The organism is Streptomyces sp. UC4497, from assembly GCF_054871485.1.
This window is the reverse complement of record NZ_JBTYHB010000029.1, coordinates 1-16,126: the sequence shown is the minus strand read 5'-3', so window position 1 is coordinate 16,126 and position 16,126 is coordinate 1. Positions and strand designations below refer to the sequence as shown.

Genomic DNA, 16,126 nt, shown 5'->3' with positions numbered 1-16,126 from the left:
CCTCCGGCGGGGAACAGGGTGGATCATTTCGCCCAGCCGGGGTTGCGGTCGCGGGGCTCTGCCCCGGACCCCGCTGCTCAATCGCCGCAGGGGCTTGAATTGCTCAACCGGCGCCGTAGGGGACTGAAATGGTCTGCGAAGCAGTCACCGTTTCGTGTCCTCGGCGATGAGTTCGTGGTGGCGGATGACCTCGCTGATGATGAAGTTGAGGAATTTTTCGGCGAAGGCCGGGTCGAGTTTGGCGTTCTCCGCGAGTTGGCGCAGGCGTTCGATCTGGCGGGATTCGCGGGCCGGGTCCGCCGGGGGCAGGTCGTGGTGGGCCTTGAGGTGGCCGACCTGCTGGGTGCATTTGAAGCGCTCGGCGAGCATGTGGACGACGGCGGCGTCGATGTTGTCGATGCTGTCGCGCAGGCGGCCGAGCTCGGCGCGCACGGCCGGGTCGACCTCGTTCGGCTTGCTGGTGGTCATGACGGATCAGCCTACGTGGAGCATGGGTGGGTCGTCGGGGTCGGGGATCTTGTCGGACCAGCCGCCGGGTACGGCGCGGCCCTGTTGTTCGCGGAAGCGGACGGGGGCGGTGCCGACGCGGCGGGTGAACAGGCGGGAGAAGTAGGCGGGGTCGTCGTAGCCGACGCGGCGGGCGACGGCGGCGACGGGGAGTTCGGTGGCGGCGAGGAGTTCCTTGGCGCGGCCGAGGCGGATGCCGAGGAGGTAGTCCTTGGGGCTCATGCCTGCGCCGCGGCGGACGGCGGTGCGCAGTTCGGCGGGGGTCATGCCGTGCCGGGCGGCGTGTGCGGCGACGGAGAGGGGCTGGAAGGCGTCGCGGGCGAGGGCCTGGAGGACGGGGTGGCCGTCGGGGGCGAGGTCGGCGCGGGCGCGGCGCAGGGCGACGAGGAGTTCGTGGACGGCGGCGCCGGTCTCGACCTCGAGGAGCGGGTTGCCGCGGCGGGCGGCGCGGGCGATGCGGCCGACGGCGGCGCGGGCCTGGGCGGCGTCGGCCAGGGGGACGAGGGGTCGGTCGGGTTCGATGTAGCCGAGTTCGGTGTAGGTGGCGGTGGCGGGTCCGGTGAAGTCGACGAAGCACTCGTCCCAGCCGGTGTCGGGGTCGGCTCCGTAGTGGTGGGGGCGGCCGGGTGTGAGCCAGATGAGGGCGGGTGCGGTGACGGGGGTGCGGCGGCCCTCGGTGGACTGGAACCAGCCGCTGCCCGCGGTGATGACGACGGCGACGTGGTGGTCGAGGGTGCGGGGGCCGACGGTGGGCAGTGGCCCGTGCTGGAGTCCGACGCCGAGGCAGACGAGGCCGAGGCGGTGGTGGGCCGGGCTGGGCGTGAAGTACCGCATCCAGGTGTGGTACGTGGGCATTTGTCCCCTCCCGTGGTGGTGCGTGCGGGCGTCCCCGTCCAACACCGGCCGATCTTTGTCCATGGACCCCGTCGGCCGCCAGAGGTGAGGGTGGCGGCCGGTGGGTGCCGCACCCATCGGGCACGGAGGAGCGCGTGATGACGGATTTCCGGGTGGGCGGGGACGATTTCGAGGTGGACGGGCGGCCGGTGCGGCTGCTGTCGGGGGCCTTGCACTACTTCCGGGTGCACGAGGAGCAGTGGTCGCACCGGTTGCGGATGCTGCGGGCGATGGGCCTGAACTGTGTGGAGACGTACGTGCCGTGGAATCTGCACGAGCCGCGCCCCGGTGAGGTGCGCGACGTGGCGGCGGTGGGTCGTTTCCTGGATGCGGCGCGGCGGGAGGGGCTGTGGGTGATCGTGCGGCCGGGTCCTTACATCTGCGCGGAGTGGGAGAACGGTGGGCTTCCGCACTGGGTGACGGGGCGTCTCGGGGCGCGGGTGCGGACCGGGGACGCGGAGTTCATGGCGGCGGTGGAGCGCTGGTTCGGGGTGTTGCTGCCGCAGATCGTGGAGCGGCAGGTCGACCGGGGCGGTCCTGTGCTGATGGTCCAGGTGGAGAACGAGTACGGCAGTTACGGCTCGGACCACCGGTATCTGCGCTCTCTTGCCGATCTGCTGGTGCGGCTCGGGGTGACGGTGCCGCTGTTCACGTCGGACGGGCCCGAGGACCACATGCTGACCGGGGGTTCGGTTCCTGGGGTCCTGGCGACGGTGAACTTCGGCTCCCGCGCGCGTGAGGCCTTCGAGGCGCTACGTAGGCACCGGGCCACGGGGCCGTTGATGTGCATGGAGTTCTGGTGCGGCTGGTTCGACCACTGGGGTGCGAAGCACGTCGTGCGGGATCCGCGGGAGGCCGCGGACGCGCTGCGGGAGATCCTGGAGTGCGGGGCGTCGGTGAATCTGTACATGGCGCACGGCGGGACGAGTTTCGGTGGCTGGGCGGGCGCGAACCGGGGTGGCGGCGAGCTGCACGAAGGGCCGCTGGAGCCGGATGTCACGTCGTACGACTACGACGCCCCGATCGACGAGTTCGGCCGCCCCACGGAGAAGTTCTGGCTGTTCCGTGAGGTGCTCGCCGCGTACGCGGAGGGACCGCTGCCCGAGGTGCCGCCACAGCCCGCGGCCCTCGCCGGTCCGGTCACGGCCCGTCTGGCGGCGTTCACGGCCCTGGACGGGGTGCTGGAGGCGCTGGGCGGCCCTGAGGCGGAGTACGCGGTGCCGCCGTCGTTCGAGGACCTGGACGTGGACCGTGGCCTGGTGCGGTACGCGGTGACGGTGCCGGGGCCGCGGCAGCCGTATCCGCTGCGGGCGCGCGGGCTGCGGGATCTGGCTCTCGTGTACGTCGACGGGGAGCGGGCCGGGGTGCTCACGGAGGAGGAGCCCGCGCTGACGGAGCCGGTTGCGGGGCACGCGCGCGTGGAACTGTGGGTGGAGTCCCTGGGGCGGGTCAACTACGGGCCGCGTACGGGTGAGTCGAAGGGGATCACGGGCGGGCTGCTGCACGAGCGGCAGTTCCTGCACGGGGTGCGGGCGAGGGGGCTGCGCCTGGACGCGTTCACGGCTTCCGCGGTGGCCGGTCTGCCGTCCGTGGCGGCCGAGGGTGAGGGGCGGGGCCTGTACCGGGGGTCGTTCCAGGTGTCGGGGGCCGGGGACGCGGCGCTCGAACTGCCGGGCTGGAGGCGGGGGTTCGTGTGGGTGAACGGGTTCTGCCTGGGCCGCTACTGGTCGGCGGGCCCGCAGGACGCGCTGTACGTGCCGGGTCCGGTGCTGCGCGAGGGCGTGAACGAGGTGTGGGTGCTGGAGCTCGATCGGGCCGGGGAGCCGCGGGTCGTGTTGCGTTGACGGGGGCGGGCCCCGGGGGACGTCCCCCGGGGCCCGCCGCGACGCCTCGGATGATCTCGGTTCAGACGATCTCGGTTCAGACGACCTCGGTGACCTCGAAGGCGTCCAGGGCGAACTCGGCGGTGCCGTCGTCGCCCGTCTTGCGCAGGCCGACCCAGGCCTCCCCCTTGTCCGGCGCGGTGAACTCGTAGGTGAGCGTGGCCGGTTCGGTGGCCACGGGCAGGTCCTCGCGGGACAGCTCCTTGGCCTCCGGATTGTCGGCCGCGGTGATCCAGGCGTACTGGCCGGCCTTCTCGTTCTCGTAGCGGAAGGAGACCCGGTACCGCTTGCCGGGCTCGAAGCGGGCCGTGTGCGGGACGGTGCGGTAGACGAGGCCGGTGTTCTCGCCGCGCGACTTGAGGGACTGGGTGCCGTCGACGACGTCGTCGATCGCCTTCCCGTTCCAGCCGCGCTGGGTGTACGGGGCGTGCCGCTGGGCGATGTGGGTGCGCGGGTCGGTGGAGCCTCCCGCGTCGCCCTTCACGAAGGGGCCCCAGCCCTGGGGGACATGTTCAAAGTCCTCGTGGACCACGGTTCCGGCGGGCAGGTTCGGTGCGGGCGACTTCACGATGCGTACATTGTCGAAGCGGACCCGCGCCGAGCCTGCCGCGGCGCGCAGGGCGAGCGTGACGGGGCCGCCGCCGGCCGGGACGGTGAAGTACGTGGTCATCCGCTGGAAGCGGGTGTCGTGCTTGCGGTCGGCGGCCACGTGGTTGCCCGCGGTGGAGGTGTCGGTGCGGTTCGCGGCGGTCACGCCGTCGACGGTGCGTACCTCCAGGGTGGCCGTGCGCCGCTCCCCCACCTTGGCGCCGACCTCGACCTGTACGGACGCGGCGTAGCTGCCGGGGGCGAGCCGGGTCAGGCGTTGGGAGACGGTGGCGGCGGCGCCGGGGCCGATGACGAGTTCGTGGTCGCCGAGGTCGCTGCGCTCGACGGAGGCGGGCCCGGTGACCGTCCATCCCGTCAGGGAGCCGGAGTTGAAGCCGGGGTCGTGCAGCGGGGTGCCCTGGCCCCAGTCGGGCGCGCGGTCGAGGTCGGTGCGGTCCTTGTAGAGGACGTAGGGCCGGTCGGCTTCGGCCTTCAGCGTCACCTTGCCGCCGGACACGGTGACGTACGAGTCGAAGACGCGGCCCTGGTCGGTGAGCCGGTACAGGGCCACCTTGCTTCTGCTCTCCCACGCGCGCGGGAGCCACCAACTGGTGCTGCCGCCCTGCGGGTTGTAGTGGTACAGCTTCGTCGGGTCGGTGGCTCTGCGCGGTTCCCACGGCAGCAGGTAGGTGCCGGCGTCGTAGACGAGGCGGCCGTCGGTGGTGATGCGGCGGGCGCCGGACGCGTCGGTGACGCTCGTCTTCGTGGCGCCGAAGAACGTGATCTCGTGCTCGCCCCAGGATTTGATCGGCTGCGCCTGGAGGTACTTGGCGGGCAGCGAGTGCGTCCAGATGAGGCGGTAGAAGGCGGTCCAGTCGGTCTTGCCGACCCAGCCCTCGAAGTTGCCCATGCGGGCGATGCCGAGGAGGGTGGGCCACTTGTCGGCGAAGACGTCTTTTTGGTGGTGGCGGATGAAGCGGATCAGCTTCGAGTTGATGCCGCGCGAGGTGTCGGGGCCGTAGTCGGTCTCGGTCGCCCAGTGGGACCACAGGGCGGAGCGTTCGAAGCCGTGGCCCCACTCGGAGGTGACGTTCCAGCCCTGTTCGCGGAAGGTGCGCTGGAGGCGGTCGGAGGTCCAGCCGGACTCCCGGAACACGTCGATGTAGAGGGTGTTGAGGCCGTCGTCGGTGTCGCGGCGCAGGTCCGCGAAGCGCTTGACGATGTCGCCTGAGACGAGGTCGCGGCGCTGGTCGATGCGGTAGCTCTGGTCGAGCCAGTCCCACTGCTCGTTGCTCTTGTCGACGAGTTTCTCGGAGAAGGCGTTCGCGACGGGGTAGGACTCGGTGGCGTTCACGTGGACGGCGAAGTCGCTGTTCCACTTCTTGCCCTCGCGGACCAGGGTGTTGAGGTCGTCGAGGCCGCCCGCGCGCGTGTTGTAGTTCCCCGCGTAGTCGGGGTGCGCGGAGTCGTGGCCCTCGGACTGGTAGCCCTTGAGCAGGGTGTACTGGCGGAGCCCGTCGGTGGCCAGGTGGATCCGTTTGACGTTGTCGAGGGTCGCGAGGAACGGGTTGGTGGCCTGCGACGCGAAGTTGAACGGGATGTGCGGGACGACCCGCAGATGCTGCTCGTCGGCGCCGCGCGGGGTGTGGGCGATGTCGCGGAAGGCGATGGCGGCGTCCTGCCAGTCGACCTTGCCGTCGCCGTTCCGGTCGCCCGTGACGACGACCGTCGCGTACGGGAGCGGTTCGGTGGCGTCGACCGGGGCGGTGGCGGCGCGGTGTGTCCACTGGCCGGGGGCGAGGCGGGCGGCGGTGTGGCCTTCGCGGCGCACGGTCTCGCGCCACAGGCGGCCGTTCTCCCAGGTGGTTCCTGCGGCGCTGTCGGGCTTGTCGTAGCTGGTGTTGGTCTCGATCGCGCCGCCGAGCCGGTCGTGGGCGACGACGGCGTAGGCGCATCCGGTGGGCGCCTGGGCGGGGCTGTCGGCGGTCGGGGTGACGAGGGTGTCTCCGCTCTTGGCCTTGTCGAGCTGCACGGTGGCGGCGAGGAGGGCGGCGCCGGGCTGGTCGCTGCGGACGGACAGCAGGGCGAGGCCGGGGAACTGGAGGGTGCCGACGCGCAGGTGCGCCGTGTCGCTGATCTTCGTGACGCGCCAGTCGACCTGGTGCCCCTCGACGGCGATACGGACGTCGATGGTGGTGCCGCCGGTCAGGGTGAGGCGGTAGTCGGCGCGGTCGGCGGCGGGCGTGCACGTCACCTTCGGGGTGTGCTCGGCGCCGTCGATCAGGAGCGTCGTGACCGGGTCGGGCTGTGCGTGCAGGACGGCGCCGGTGGTGCGCTCGGTGTAGGAGACGACGAGGGGGAAGGCGGTACTGACGCGGACGTCGAGGTCCTGGGAGCGGATGACGGCGCTGCCGTCGGCGGTCGCGGTGGCCGTGGCCGTCTGGGTCGCGGCGCGGGCCGTGCCGGTCAGGGCGAGGCCGAGCGCGGCGCCGGCGCCGCCGACCGCTCCGGCGGCGACGAGGGCTCTGCGGCTGGGGCCGGGGCCCGGCGTCGAGTCCTGTGGGGCGCCTGCCCGGCCCGGCTTCACCTCCTCGCCCTGCGAGCTCTCCAAGTTCTCGGGGTTCTCCGACGGCTGGCCTTGGGGCTGCTCGGGCACGGCGCACTCCTTCTCACGGCGGCTTGGCGTGTCGATCACGATGCGCCGGGCGGGGCGGGAGAGCCCATGGACAAAGGGACGGCAGGTCTTGGATTAATGGCCGTACTCTGGAGGCGCCGGGTACCGGCCCGGCGGACCCAGGGGGTGCGCGCGTGGCGGACGGCGGACCGGTGGTGCACGGCTATCCACATCTGGAGACGGTGCGGTCGGCGATCACCGCGCTCTACAAGCGGCTCTCCTACGACACGGTGCACACGTTCTCGTCGAGTGTCGCCCCGGTCGATGTCGCGTTCAGCGACGTCGACGATCTGTATCTGGGCGTGCAGCGGGTGGCGCGTGAACTGGTGCGGCACTACCGGCTCCCCGACGCGCGGATGATCGTGAGTTTCCGGGAGATGCGGCATGCGGCGAGCGTGGAACTGGCGGCGGGCCCCGAGTACTTCATCGAGCTGAACGACCGGTTCCGTACGCATCGCCGGGACATCGGCGCGGCGCTCGCCCACGAGATCATGCATGTCTATCTGCACCGTCTCGATCTGTCGCTTCCGGGGACGCGGGACAACGAGATCCTGACCGACACGGCGGCCACGTATCTGGGTGCGGGCTGGCTGTTGCTGGACGCGTTCCGGGAGGATGCGGCGTCCTCGCAGAAGCTCGGCTATCTGACGCCTGAGGAGTTCGGGTACGTGCTCGCGAAGCGGTCCCTCGTCTTCGGTGAGGGGCCGGAGACGTGGTTCACGAGCCCGCAGGCGTACTCGGCGTACGAGCGGGGTCTTGAGCAGGCGCGGCGTGACGAGCGGCAGCCGCCGATGACCGCGGCGGGCTGGGCGGGGCGGCGGCGCTATGCGAAGGACCGGCGGTACGCGCAGGACCACGGGCCGCGCGGGCTCGACCCGGCGAGCCCCTACACGTTCTCGGCCGCCGTCGACGGCGACGGGGCGTCGCGGCGGGGTGGCGGGCTGCGGGTCGCGTTCGCGTGCCCGACGTGTCATCAGCGGATCCGGGTGCCGGTGCGGGGCCGGGTGCGGGCGCGGTGCGCGCTGTGCCGGACGGTGTGGGAGTGCGACACGTAGGCGGTTCGGCGGGAGAGTGCGGCACGTAAGTCGCTCGGCGGGAGAGTGTGGCACCTCTCCCCCGCCGAACCGCCTCGCGGGTGTCAGGGGGTCAGAGGGTCAGGGGTGTCAGGATGCCCCGTACACACCCCCCGGCACCGCCGCCCGCGCCAGCAGTTCACGGGCCGCGTCCCCCGCGCCCGCAGGCGTCCACCGCTCCTCCTTGTCGACGGTCGGGCCCGGCCGCCAGCCCTCCATCACGGTGATCCGGCCCGCCTCCACCTCGAAGACCCGCCCGGTCACGCCGTCCGCCGCGGCCCCCGAGCCGAGCCAAACGACCAGCGGCGACACGTTCTCCGGCGCCATCGCGTCGAAGGCCCCGGACCCAGGTGCCGCCATGGTGTCGGCGAACGTCGCCTCGGTCATCCGGGTGCGGGCGGCCGGCGCTATCGCGTTGACCTGCACGCCGTAGCGCCCCATCTCGGCGGCCGCGACCAGGGTCAGGCCGAGAATCCCGGCCTTCGCCGCGCTGTAGTTGCCCTGCCCGACGGACCCCAACAAGCCGGCCCCGGAGGACGTGTTGACGACGCGGGCTGCCGGTGTGCGTCCCGCCTTCGATTCCGCCCGCCAGTACGCGGCGGCGTGCTTGAGCGGCAGGAAGTGGCCCTTGAGGTGGACCCGCATCACGGCGTCCCAGTCGTCCTCGTCGAGGTTGACGAGCATCCGGTCGCGCAGGAACCCGGCGTTGTTCACCAGCGTGTCGAGGCGTCCGAAGGTGTCGACGGCCGCCGCGACGAGCGAGGCGGCACCTTCGGAGGTCGCTATGTCCCCGCCGTGCGCCACCGCCTCGCCGCCGGACGCCCGTATCTCCTGGACGACTTGCGCCGCCGGACTGTCCTGCGCGGGGGCGCCGTCCAGGCCCACCCCCAGATCGTTCACGACGACCTTCGCGCCCTCGGCCGCGTACGCGAGGGCATGCGCGCGCCCGAGTCCGCGGCCCGCTCCCGTGACGGCGACCACCCGCCCCGCGCACAGGCCTCCGCCACCGGCTGCACCGGCTCCACCGTTTTCGCCGATCGGCTTCGCGTCCGTCATCTCACGCCTCCTTGTTGGCAGTAGCCGCGTCCTTGTTGGCCGTTGCCGCGTCCAGGAACGCGGGGAGTTCGCCGCCGCCGTGCATCAGCAGGCTCGCCCCGGTGATGTACGAGGCGGCGTCCGACGCCAGGAACACCGCGGCGTCGCCGACCTCGCGCGGCTCGGCCAGGCGCCCCATGGGCACCGTCGCGCCCACCGCGGCGATGCCCGCCTCGTCGCCGTAGTGCAGTGCGCTCAGTTCGGTGCGGACCATGCCGAGCACCAGGGTGTTCACCCGTATTCGGGGCGCCCACTCCACGGCCATGGACCGCGCGAGGTGCTCCAGGCCGGCCTTCGCCGCCCCGTACGCCGCGCTGCCCGGCGAGGGGCGGCTGCCGCTGACGCTGCCGATCATCACGATCGAGCCGCGCGCGGCGTCGAGCTTCTCGCGGGCGGCCAGGGACGCGGTGAGCGCGGCCGTCAGATTCAGCTCGAGCACGCGCGCGTGCCGCACCGCGTCCGCCTCCGCGAGCGGGCGGTACGGCGTGCCCCCCGCGTTGTTCACCAGCACGTCCACCCGGTCGAGGCCGGCGAACAGCTCCTCCACGGCCGCCGCGTCCCGCAGGTCGATCGGTATGAACTCGCAGCCGTCCAGTGGTTCTTCGGGCGGTCTGCGGGCGCAGGTGATCACCCGCGCGCCGGCCCGCGCGAAGGCTCCGGCGATCCCGGCGCCCACTCCTCTCGTGCCGCCCGTGACGACGACGACCCGACCGCTCAGATCCATCCCGGACCCCTTCCCGACCCTTTCGGGTCCACTTGCGCCGACCGCTGCCCGCCCCATTCCGCTCCCCCTCGCCGCCTGCTAACGTCATCGACGTACCAAACAAACGTTAGGTGGAAAGGTAGCTGAACGCCATGGGTGTCTCCACCTCCTCACCCGAAAAGGGCATCGCCGTCGTCACGGTCGACTTCCCGCCCGTCAACGCGCTGCCGGTGCAGGGCTGGTACGACCTGGCGGAGGCCGTGCGCGCCGCGGGCCGCGATCCCGATGTGCGCTGCGTCGTGCTGACCGCGGCCGAGACCTCCCGTGGGTTCAACGCGGGGGTGGACATCAAGGAGATGCAGCGCGAGACGGCCGCGGCGGGCGGCGGCCACAGCGCCCTGCTCGGCGCCAACCGCGGCTGCTACGAGGCGTTCTCGGCGGTGTACCAGTGCGAGGTGCCGGTGATCGCGGCGGTCGCCGGGTTCTGCCTGGGCGGCGGCATCGGACTCGTGGGGAACGCGGACGCGATCGTGGCGAGCGACGACGCGACGTTCGGCCTGCCCGAGCTGGACCGGGGCGCGCTCGGCGCGGCCACGCACCTGGCCCGTCTCGTCCCGCAGCACCTGATGCGCGCACTGTTCTACACGTCCCGTACGGCCACGGCCGCCGAACTGCAGGCGCACGGCTCGGTGTGGCAGGTCGTGCCGCGGGGGCAACTGCGCGAGGCGGCCCTGGAGCTGGCCCGCGCCATCGCCCGCAAGGACGGCTACCTGCTCCGCCTCGCCAAGTCCGCGCTGAACGGGATCGACCCCGTCGACGTGCACCGCAGCTACCGCTTCGAGCAGGGCTTCACCTTCGAGGCGAACCTGAGTGGGGTCGCCGACCGGGTCCGCGACACCTTCGGACAGGAGACCGAGCGATGACCACACCGGACAAGAGCATGACGCCCGACGAGGTGGTCGGGCGGCTGCGCAGCGGCATGACGATCGGCATCGGCGGCTGGGGCTCGCGCCGCAAACCCATGGCGCTGGTGCGGGCGTTGCTGCGCAGCGAGGTCACGGACCTGACCGTCGTCTCGTACGGAGGTCCGGACGTCGGGCTGCTCGCGGCCGCCGGGAAGATCCGCAAGCTGGTCGCGGCGTTCGTGACGCTCGACTCCATCCCGCTGGAGCCGAACTTCAGGGCGGCGCGGCAGAACGGCGCGTTCGAGCTGATGGAGGTCGACGAGGCGATGTTCATGTGGGGGCTGCACGCGGCGGCGAACCGGCTGCCGTTCCTGCCCGTGCGCGCCGGGATCGGCTCGGACGTCATGCGCGTCAACCCGGGCCTGCGGACCGTGACTTCGCCGTACGAGGACGGGGAGACGTTCGTGGCGATGCCGGCGCTGCGCCTCGACGCGGCCCTGGTGCACGTGAACCGGGCGGACCGCGCGGGCAACGGCCAGTACCTGGGCCCGGACCCGTACTTCGACGACCTGTTCTGCGAGGCGGCGGACAGCGCGTACGTGTCGTGCGAGCAGTTGGTCGACGGCTTCGGGGCGGACACGGTGCCGCAGACGCTGCTGGTCAAGCGGCATTCCGTGACGGGTGTCGTGGAGACGCCGAACGGGGCGCACTTCACGTCCTGTGCGCCCGACTACGGCCGCGACGAGGCGTTCCAGAAGCTGTACGCGAGCACGCCCTGGCCCGAGTTCGCCGAGCGGTTCCTGCCGCCCGGCGGTGACGAGAAGCAGTACCAGTCCGCCGTCCAGGCCTGGCACGAGGAGCAGAAGTGAGCGTCACCAGCAGTGCCACCGCTACGGATGTGTCCCGCGCCGAGTACTGCGTGATCGCGTGCGCCGAGGCCTGGCGGGGCAACGGGGAGGTGCTGGCGAGCCCGATGGGGCTGATCCCGTCCGTGGGGGCGCGCCTGGCCAAGCGCACGTTCTCCCCCGACCTGCTGCTGACCGATGGCGAGGCGATGGTGGTCGGGCTCGACGGCGCGGCGGAGGGCTGGCTCCCGTACCGGCAGCATCTGACGATGGTCACCGGCGGGAAGCGGCACGTGATGATGGGGGCGAGCCAGATCGACCGGTTCGGCAACCAGAACATCTCGTGCATCGGCGACTGGGAGCGGCCCGACCGGCAGCTCCTCGGGGTGCGCGGCGCCCCGGTCAACACGCTGAACAATCCGGTGAGTTACTGGGTCCCCAAGCACAGCCGCCGGGTCTTCGTCGAGAAGGTCGACATGATCAGCGGGGTGGGCTACGACAGCGCGGCCGCGGCGGGCCCTTCCGCGACGCGGTTTCACCGCATCCCCCGTGTCGTCACGAATCTGGCCGTCCTGGACTTCGACACCGAGGACCACGCGATGCGGCTGGTCTCCGTGCATCCCGGCGTCACGGTGGAGGAGGTCACGGAGGCGACGGGGTTCGCACTGGTGCTCCCGGAGGGCGGCGAGGTGCCCTGCACGCGGGAGCCCACGGCCGAGGAGCTGCGGCTGATCCGGGAGGTCATCGACCCGAAGGCGACGCGGGACCAAGAGGTCAAGCCGGTATGACGCCACCCACGCCGCCTTCCGAACCGGCCCCGGCCTCCGCCGCGTTCACGATCCCGACGCCCCTGACCCGGCTCACCGGCGTGCGCCACCCCATCGTGCAGACCGGCATGGGGTGGGTCGCGGGGCCGCGCCTGGTGTCGGCGGCGGCGAACGCGGGGGCGCTCGGCATCCTCGCGTCCGCCACCATGACGCTCGACCAGCTGCGCTCCGCCGTACGCGAGGTGAAGTCGCGCACGGACCGGCCCTTCGGGGTCAACCTGCGGGCCGACGCGGGGGACGCGCGCGAGCGGGTCAAGGTGATCGTCGAGGAGGGCGTGAAGGTCGCCTCGTTCGCGCTGGCCCCCTCGCGCGAGCTGATCGCCGAGCTGAAGGACGCGGGCGCCGTCGTGATCCCGTCGATCGGGGCGCGCCGGCATGCCGAGAAGGTCGCGGCGTGGGGCGCGGACGCGGTGATCGTGCAGGGCGGCGAGGGCGGCGGGCACACCGGCGAGGTGGCGACGTCGGTGCTGCTGCCGCAGGTGGTGGACGCCGTCGACATCCCGGTGGTCGGGGCGGGCGGTTTCCGCGACGGGCGGGGCCTGGTCGCCGCGCTCGCCTATGGGGCGGCCGGGGTGGCCATGGGGACGCGTTTCCTGCTGACGTCGGACTCGACGGTGCCGGACGCGGTGAAGGCGAAGTACCTGGCGGCGAGCGTCAAGGACGTCACGGTGACGACGGCGGTGGACGGCCTTCCGCACCGCATGCTGCGCTCGGAACTGGTCGACTCGCTGGAGAACGCGGGGCGTACGCGCGCGTTGCTGCACGCGGTGCGCCGCGCGGCGGGCTTTCGGAGGCTGTCCGGGCTGAGCTGGCCGCAGATGGTGCGGGACGGCCTCGCCATGAAGCACGGCAAGGACCTCACGTGGAGCCAGGTGCTGCTGGCCGCGAACACCCCGATGCTCCTGAAGGCCTCCATGGTCGAGGGCCGCACCGACCTGGGCGTCATGGCCTCCGGGCAGGTGGCGGGCCTCATTGAGGACCTGCCCAGCTGCGCGGAGCTGGTCGACCGCGTGATGACGGAGGCGCGCAAAACGCTGGAGTCCCTCCCCACCCCACCCTGACCGGGCACGACAACGGCCCGCTTCCACAAGGGAGTTCATGTATGCCGCGCACGTACAGAACAGGGCACGCGCACGGAACAGGGAACACGTACGCAGCGGCGCTCTCGCGGCGCCGTGCGCTCGGCGCCGCGCTCGGCACGGTCACGGCGCTCGCCGCCGCCCCGGTCGCCGCGGCGGCCCAGGGCCGCCCGGTCACTGGTGGCATCCGGCAGATCCCCCTCAAGGGGGCGGTGAACGTCCGGGACATCGGCGGCTACCGGGCGCGGGGCCGCGGCCGGGTCCGGTACGGGCTCGTCTACCGGGCGGACGCACTGAGCGAGCTCACCGAGGCGGACGTGGCGCGGGTCGACGGGCTGCGGCTCGCCGAAGTGGTCGACTTCCGGGTGCCGTTCGAGGTGCGCACGGACGGCGCCGACCGGCTGCCCGCGGGTCTCGCGGTGACCGCGCGGTCCGTCTCCGACGGCGGCCAGTACGAGCAGCTGATGGCCGCGATCGGTTCGAAGGACCCGGCGGTGCAGCAGGAGTTGCTCGGCAACGGCAGGGCGGCCGCCGCGATGCGCGCCACGTACCGGATGTTCGTGACCGACGCGGCCAACCGCGCGCGGTTCGGGGAGACGCTCCGGGACGCGGCGTACGGCGGTCGTGGCGCGCTGCTGTACCACTGCACGTCAGGGAAGGACCGTACGGGCTGGATGACGTACGTCCTGCTGAGCCTGCTCGGCGTGGACCAACGGGCGGTGGAGCGCGACTACTTGGCGTCGAACACGTTTCGCGCCGCGCATGACGCCGAGGTGCGGGAGGGGCTGCGGCAGGCGGGGCTGATGCGGGACCCCGACCTGTTGATCCCCGTCCAGGAGGTGCGCATGGAGTATCTGGACGCGGCGCGTTCGCAGGTGCGGGGTGCCTTCGGCGGGATGCGGGGGTACGTGGCCGAGGGGCTTGGCGTGGATCGCCGCGTGGTGGGGATGCTGCGGGCGCGGCTGGTGGAGTGACGTGTTGCGCCGCTGCGGGGCGGAGGCCGCGGGGCTCTGCCCCGGACCCCGCACCTCAATCGCCGGCGGGGCTTAAATGGCCCCGCTTGAATTGCCGGAAGGCTTACGCCGCCTGCTGGCGCGGGCCGCGGGGGCCGCGGCCTCGGCGGTTGCCGCCGGAGCCGGACGAGGCCGCGCCGCCGTTGGCGGATCCGGAGCGGCGGCGGCCACCGGCCGCGCCACCCGACCGCTGGCCCTCGGCGCCCGCGGCGCGACCCGCACCGGCGCCCGCGGTGCGAGCGTTGCCGGAGCCGTTGCCCGAGCCGCCGCGGGAGCGGCGGGAGCGGCGCGGCTTGGTCGTGGCGGCGGGAGCGGTCGGCTCCGGCACGGCGATGGCCACGGCGACACCGGACGGCTCGCGCGCGCCGGTGATCTCCGTCAGCGCCTCGTCCGTGGAGCGGACCTGCGTCGTACGCGGCTGGATCTTGGCGTCGCGCATCAGGCGCTGCACGTCGCGCTTCTGCTCGGGCAGGACCAGGGTGACGACGCTGCCGGACTCGCCGGCGCGGGCGGTGCGGCCGCCGCGGTGCAGGTAGTCCTTGTGCTCGGTGGGCGGGTCGACGTTGACGACGAGGTCGAGGTCGTCGACGTGGATGCCGCGCGCCGCGACGTTCGTGGCGACGAGCGCGGTGACCCGGCCGTCCTTGAACTGCTCCAGGGTGCGGTTGCGCTGCGGCTGGCTGCGGCCGCCGTGCAGCGGAGCCGCGTACACGCCGGTGGCGAGGAGCCGCTTGGCGAGCCGGTCGGCGGAGCGCTTGGTGTCGACGAAGAGGATGACGCGGCCTTCGCGGGCGGCGATGCGCGCGGTGACGGCCTTCTTGTCGGTCTCGTCGGCGACGTGCAGGACGTGGTGCTCCATCGTCGTCACCGCGCCCGCGGAAGGGTCGACGGAGTGCACGACGGGGTCGCTGAGGAACTGCTTGACGAGCCGGTCGACGTTCTTGTCGAGCGTCGCGGAGAACAGCATCGTCTGGCCGCCCGGCTCGACCTGCTTCAGGAGCGCGGTGACCTGCGGCATGAAGCCCATGTCGGCCATCTGGTCGGCCTCGTCGAGCACCGTCGTGCGCACCGAGCCGAGCACGCAGTCGCCGCGCTCGATGAGGTCCTTGAGGCGCCCGGGGGTGGCGACGACGACCTCGGCGCCGCGGCGCAGCGCGCCGGCCTGGCGGGAGATCGACATGCCGCCGACGACGGTCGCGAGGCGCAGCTTCAGCGCGGTGGCGTACGGGGTGAGGGCGTCGGTGACCTGCTGGGCGAGCTCACGCGTGGGGACGAGGACGAGCGCGAGAGGGGACTTCGGCTCGGCCTTGGCGCCGGTCGTGTGGGTGAGCAGCGGGAGGCCGAAGGCGAGGGTCTTGCCGGAGCCGGTGCGGCCGCGGCCGAGGAGGTCCCGTCCGGCGAGCGAGTTCGGGAGCGTCGCGGCCTGGATGGGGAACGGCTCCGTGACGCCCTGCTCACCCAGTGTCTTCAGAAGGGCGGCCGGCATGTCGAGCTCGGCGAAGCTGTCCACCGCGGGCAGCGCGGGAGTGGTGTTCTCCGGCATGGTGAATTCGCTCGGCGGCGCGGACTGTTGCCTGCGGCGCTGCTCGGGGGCGCGGCGCTGCCCGGCTGCGGGACGGGGGCGGCGGGACGGGCGGGCAGAACTGGCCATGCGGCGATGCCTTCCGGGACGGGACAGCAGGAACCGGGGCCCGCACCGTAGTGGTGCGGGCCCCGGCCCGGTGATGCTCGATCCGACACCTGCCGGGTCAGCCCGGCGGCGTCGAGTGATCTACGAGCGAGATCAGGCGGGGAGGATGTTCTCCGCCTGCGGGCCCTTCTGGCCCTGCGTGACGTCGAACGTCACCTTCTGGCCCTCCTGGAGCTCACGGAAGCCCGAGGTGGCGATGTTCGAGTAGTGGGCGAAGACGTCGGCGCCGCCGCCGTCCTGCTCGATGAAGCCGAAGCCCTTTTCCGAGTTGAACCACTTAACGATACCGGTGGCCATGTCGTTCTCCTTAAGAACAGGTAGCAGTCCCCATTCCAATAACGCCCAGGTGA

At 72.3% G+C, this 16,126-nt stretch carries 14 protein-coding genes; 7 read left to right on the top strand and 7 right to left on the bottom strand.

Going from position 1 to position 16,126, the window contains the following annotated elements:
- Nucleotides 1–144 precede the first annotated feature (144 nt).
- Both ACYSUO_RS30840 and ACYSUO_RS30835 read right to left on the bottom strand, forming a co-directional pair.
- Complete coding sequence (locus ACYSUO_RS30840) at nt 145–468, bottom strand: chorismate mutase (protein WP_426904161.1); 324 nt, start codon at nt 466–468, stop codon at nt 145–147.
- Between the two features lie 6 nt (nt 469–474).
- Nucleotides 475–1,362: a helix-turn-helix domain-containing protein gene (locus ACYSUO_RS30835; protein WP_461779497.1), complete on the bottom strand. Its 888-nt coding sequence runs from the start codon at nt 1,360–1,362 to the stop codon at nt 475–477.
- Between the two features lie 137 nt (nt 1,363–1,499).
- Between ACYSUO_RS30835 and ACYSUO_RS30830 the strand changes: the two genes are divergently transcribed.
- Nucleotides 1,500–3,245 carry a glycoside hydrolase family 35 protein gene (locus ACYSUO_RS30830; RefSeq protein ID WP_461779496.1) on the top strand — a complete coding sequence of 582 codons (1,746 nt, stop codon included), beginning with the start codon at nt 1,500–1,502 and terminating at the stop codon, nt 3,243–3,245.
- Between the two features lie 76 nt (nt 3,246–3,321).
- Here the strand turns inward: ACYSUO_RS30830 and ACYSUO_RS30825 are convergent, their stop codons facing one another.
- Nucleotides 3,322–6,459: an endo-alpha-N-acetylgalactosaminidase family protein gene (locus ACYSUO_RS30825; protein ID WP_461779574.1), complete on the bottom strand. Its 3,138-nt coding sequence runs from the start codon at nt 6,457–6,459 to the stop codon at nt 3,322–3,324.
- A 221-nt stretch (nt 6,460–6,680) separates the two neighbouring features.
- Here ACYSUO_RS30825 and ACYSUO_RS30820 point away from each other — a divergent pair, with 221 nt between their 5' ends.
- On the top strand, nt 6,681–7,601 hold the full coding sequence (locus ACYSUO_RS30820) for a zinc ribbon domain-containing protein (RefSeq protein ID WP_461779495.1): 921 nt from the start codon (nt 6,681–6,683) through the stop codon (nt 7,599–7,601).
- Nucleotides 7,602–7,709: 108 nt separating this feature from the next.
- Here the strand turns inward: ACYSUO_RS30820 and ACYSUO_RS30815 are convergent, their stop codons facing one another.
- Together ACYSUO_RS30815 and ACYSUO_RS30810 are read right to left on the bottom strand one after the other, a co-directional pair.
- The gene (locus tag ACYSUO_RS30815; protein WP_461779494.1) at nt 7,710–8,675 is read right to left on the bottom strand and encodes an SDR family oxidoreductase; all 966 of its coding nucleotides are present in this window, start codon (nt 8,673–8,675) and stop codon (nt 7,710–7,712) included.
- A 1-nt stretch (nt 8,676) separates the two neighbouring features.
- Nucleotides 8,677–9,438 carry an SDR family oxidoreductase gene (locus tag ACYSUO_RS30810; RefSeq protein ID WP_461779493.1) on the bottom strand — a complete coding sequence of 254 codons (762 nt, stop codon included), beginning with the start codon at nt 9,436–9,438 and terminating at the stop codon, nt 8,677–8,679.
- Between the two features lie 131 nt (nt 9,439–9,569).
- On the opposite strand from ACYSUO_RS30810, the gene ACYSUO_RS30805 reads away from it, so the two are divergent.
- Genes ACYSUO_RS30805 through ACYSUO_RS30785 form a run of 5 tightly spaced genes read left to right on the top strand, consistent with a single transcriptional unit; the run spans nt 9,570 to nt 14,047 of the window.
- The gene (locus ACYSUO_RS30805; protein ID WP_461779492.1) at nt 9,570–10,340 is read left to right on the top strand and encodes an enoyl-CoA hydratase family protein; all 771 of its coding nucleotides are present in this window, start codon (nt 9,570–9,572) and stop codon (nt 10,338–10,340) included.
- Nucleotides 10,337–11,191 (top strand): CoA transferase subunit A, encoded by an 855-nt coding sequence (locus tag ACYSUO_RS30800; protein WP_461779491.1) that lies wholly within the window; start codon nt 10,337–10,339, stop codon nt 11,189–11,191. Before ACYSUO_RS30805 ends, ACYSUO_RS30800 begins: the two co-directional genes overlap by 4 nt.
- Nucleotides 11,188–11,955 (top strand): CoA-transferase subunit beta, encoded by a 768-nt coding sequence (locus tag ACYSUO_RS30795; RefSeq protein WP_461779490.1) that lies wholly within the window; start codon nt 11,188–11,190, stop codon nt 11,953–11,955. Before ACYSUO_RS30800 ends, ACYSUO_RS30795 begins: the two co-directional genes overlap by 4 nt.
- Before the next feature lie 50 nt (nt 11,956–12,005).
- Nucleotides 12,006–13,055 carry an NAD(P)H-dependent flavin oxidoreductase gene (locus ACYSUO_RS30790; RefSeq protein WP_461779573.1) on the top strand — a complete coding sequence of 350 codons (1,050 nt, stop codon included), beginning with the start codon at nt 12,006–12,008 and terminating at the stop codon, nt 13,053–13,055.
- 41 nt (nt 13,056–13,096) lie between these two features.
- Nucleotides 13,097–14,047 carry a tyrosine-protein phosphatase gene (locus tag ACYSUO_RS30785; RefSeq protein ID WP_461779489.1) on the top strand — a complete coding sequence of 317 codons (951 nt, stop codon included), beginning with the start codon at nt 13,097–13,099 and terminating at the stop codon, nt 14,045–14,047.
- 103 nt (nt 14,048–14,150) lie between these two features.
- Here ACYSUO_RS30785 and ACYSUO_RS30780 read toward each other — a convergent pair whose 3' ends face one another.
- Nucleotides 14,151–15,737 carry a DEAD/DEAH box helicase gene (locus ACYSUO_RS30780; RefSeq protein WP_461779488.1) on the bottom strand — a complete coding sequence of 529 codons (1,587 nt, stop codon included), beginning with the start codon at nt 15,735–15,737 and terminating at the stop codon, nt 14,151–14,153.
- A gap of 132 nt (nt 15,738–15,869) precedes the next feature.
- Complete coding sequence (locus tag ACYSUO_RS30775) at nt 15,870–16,073, bottom strand: cold-shock protein (protein ID WP_266720703.1); 204 nt, start codon at nt 16,071–16,073, stop codon at nt 15,870–15,872.
- Between the last annotated feature and the right edge of the window lie 53 nt (nt 16,074–16,126).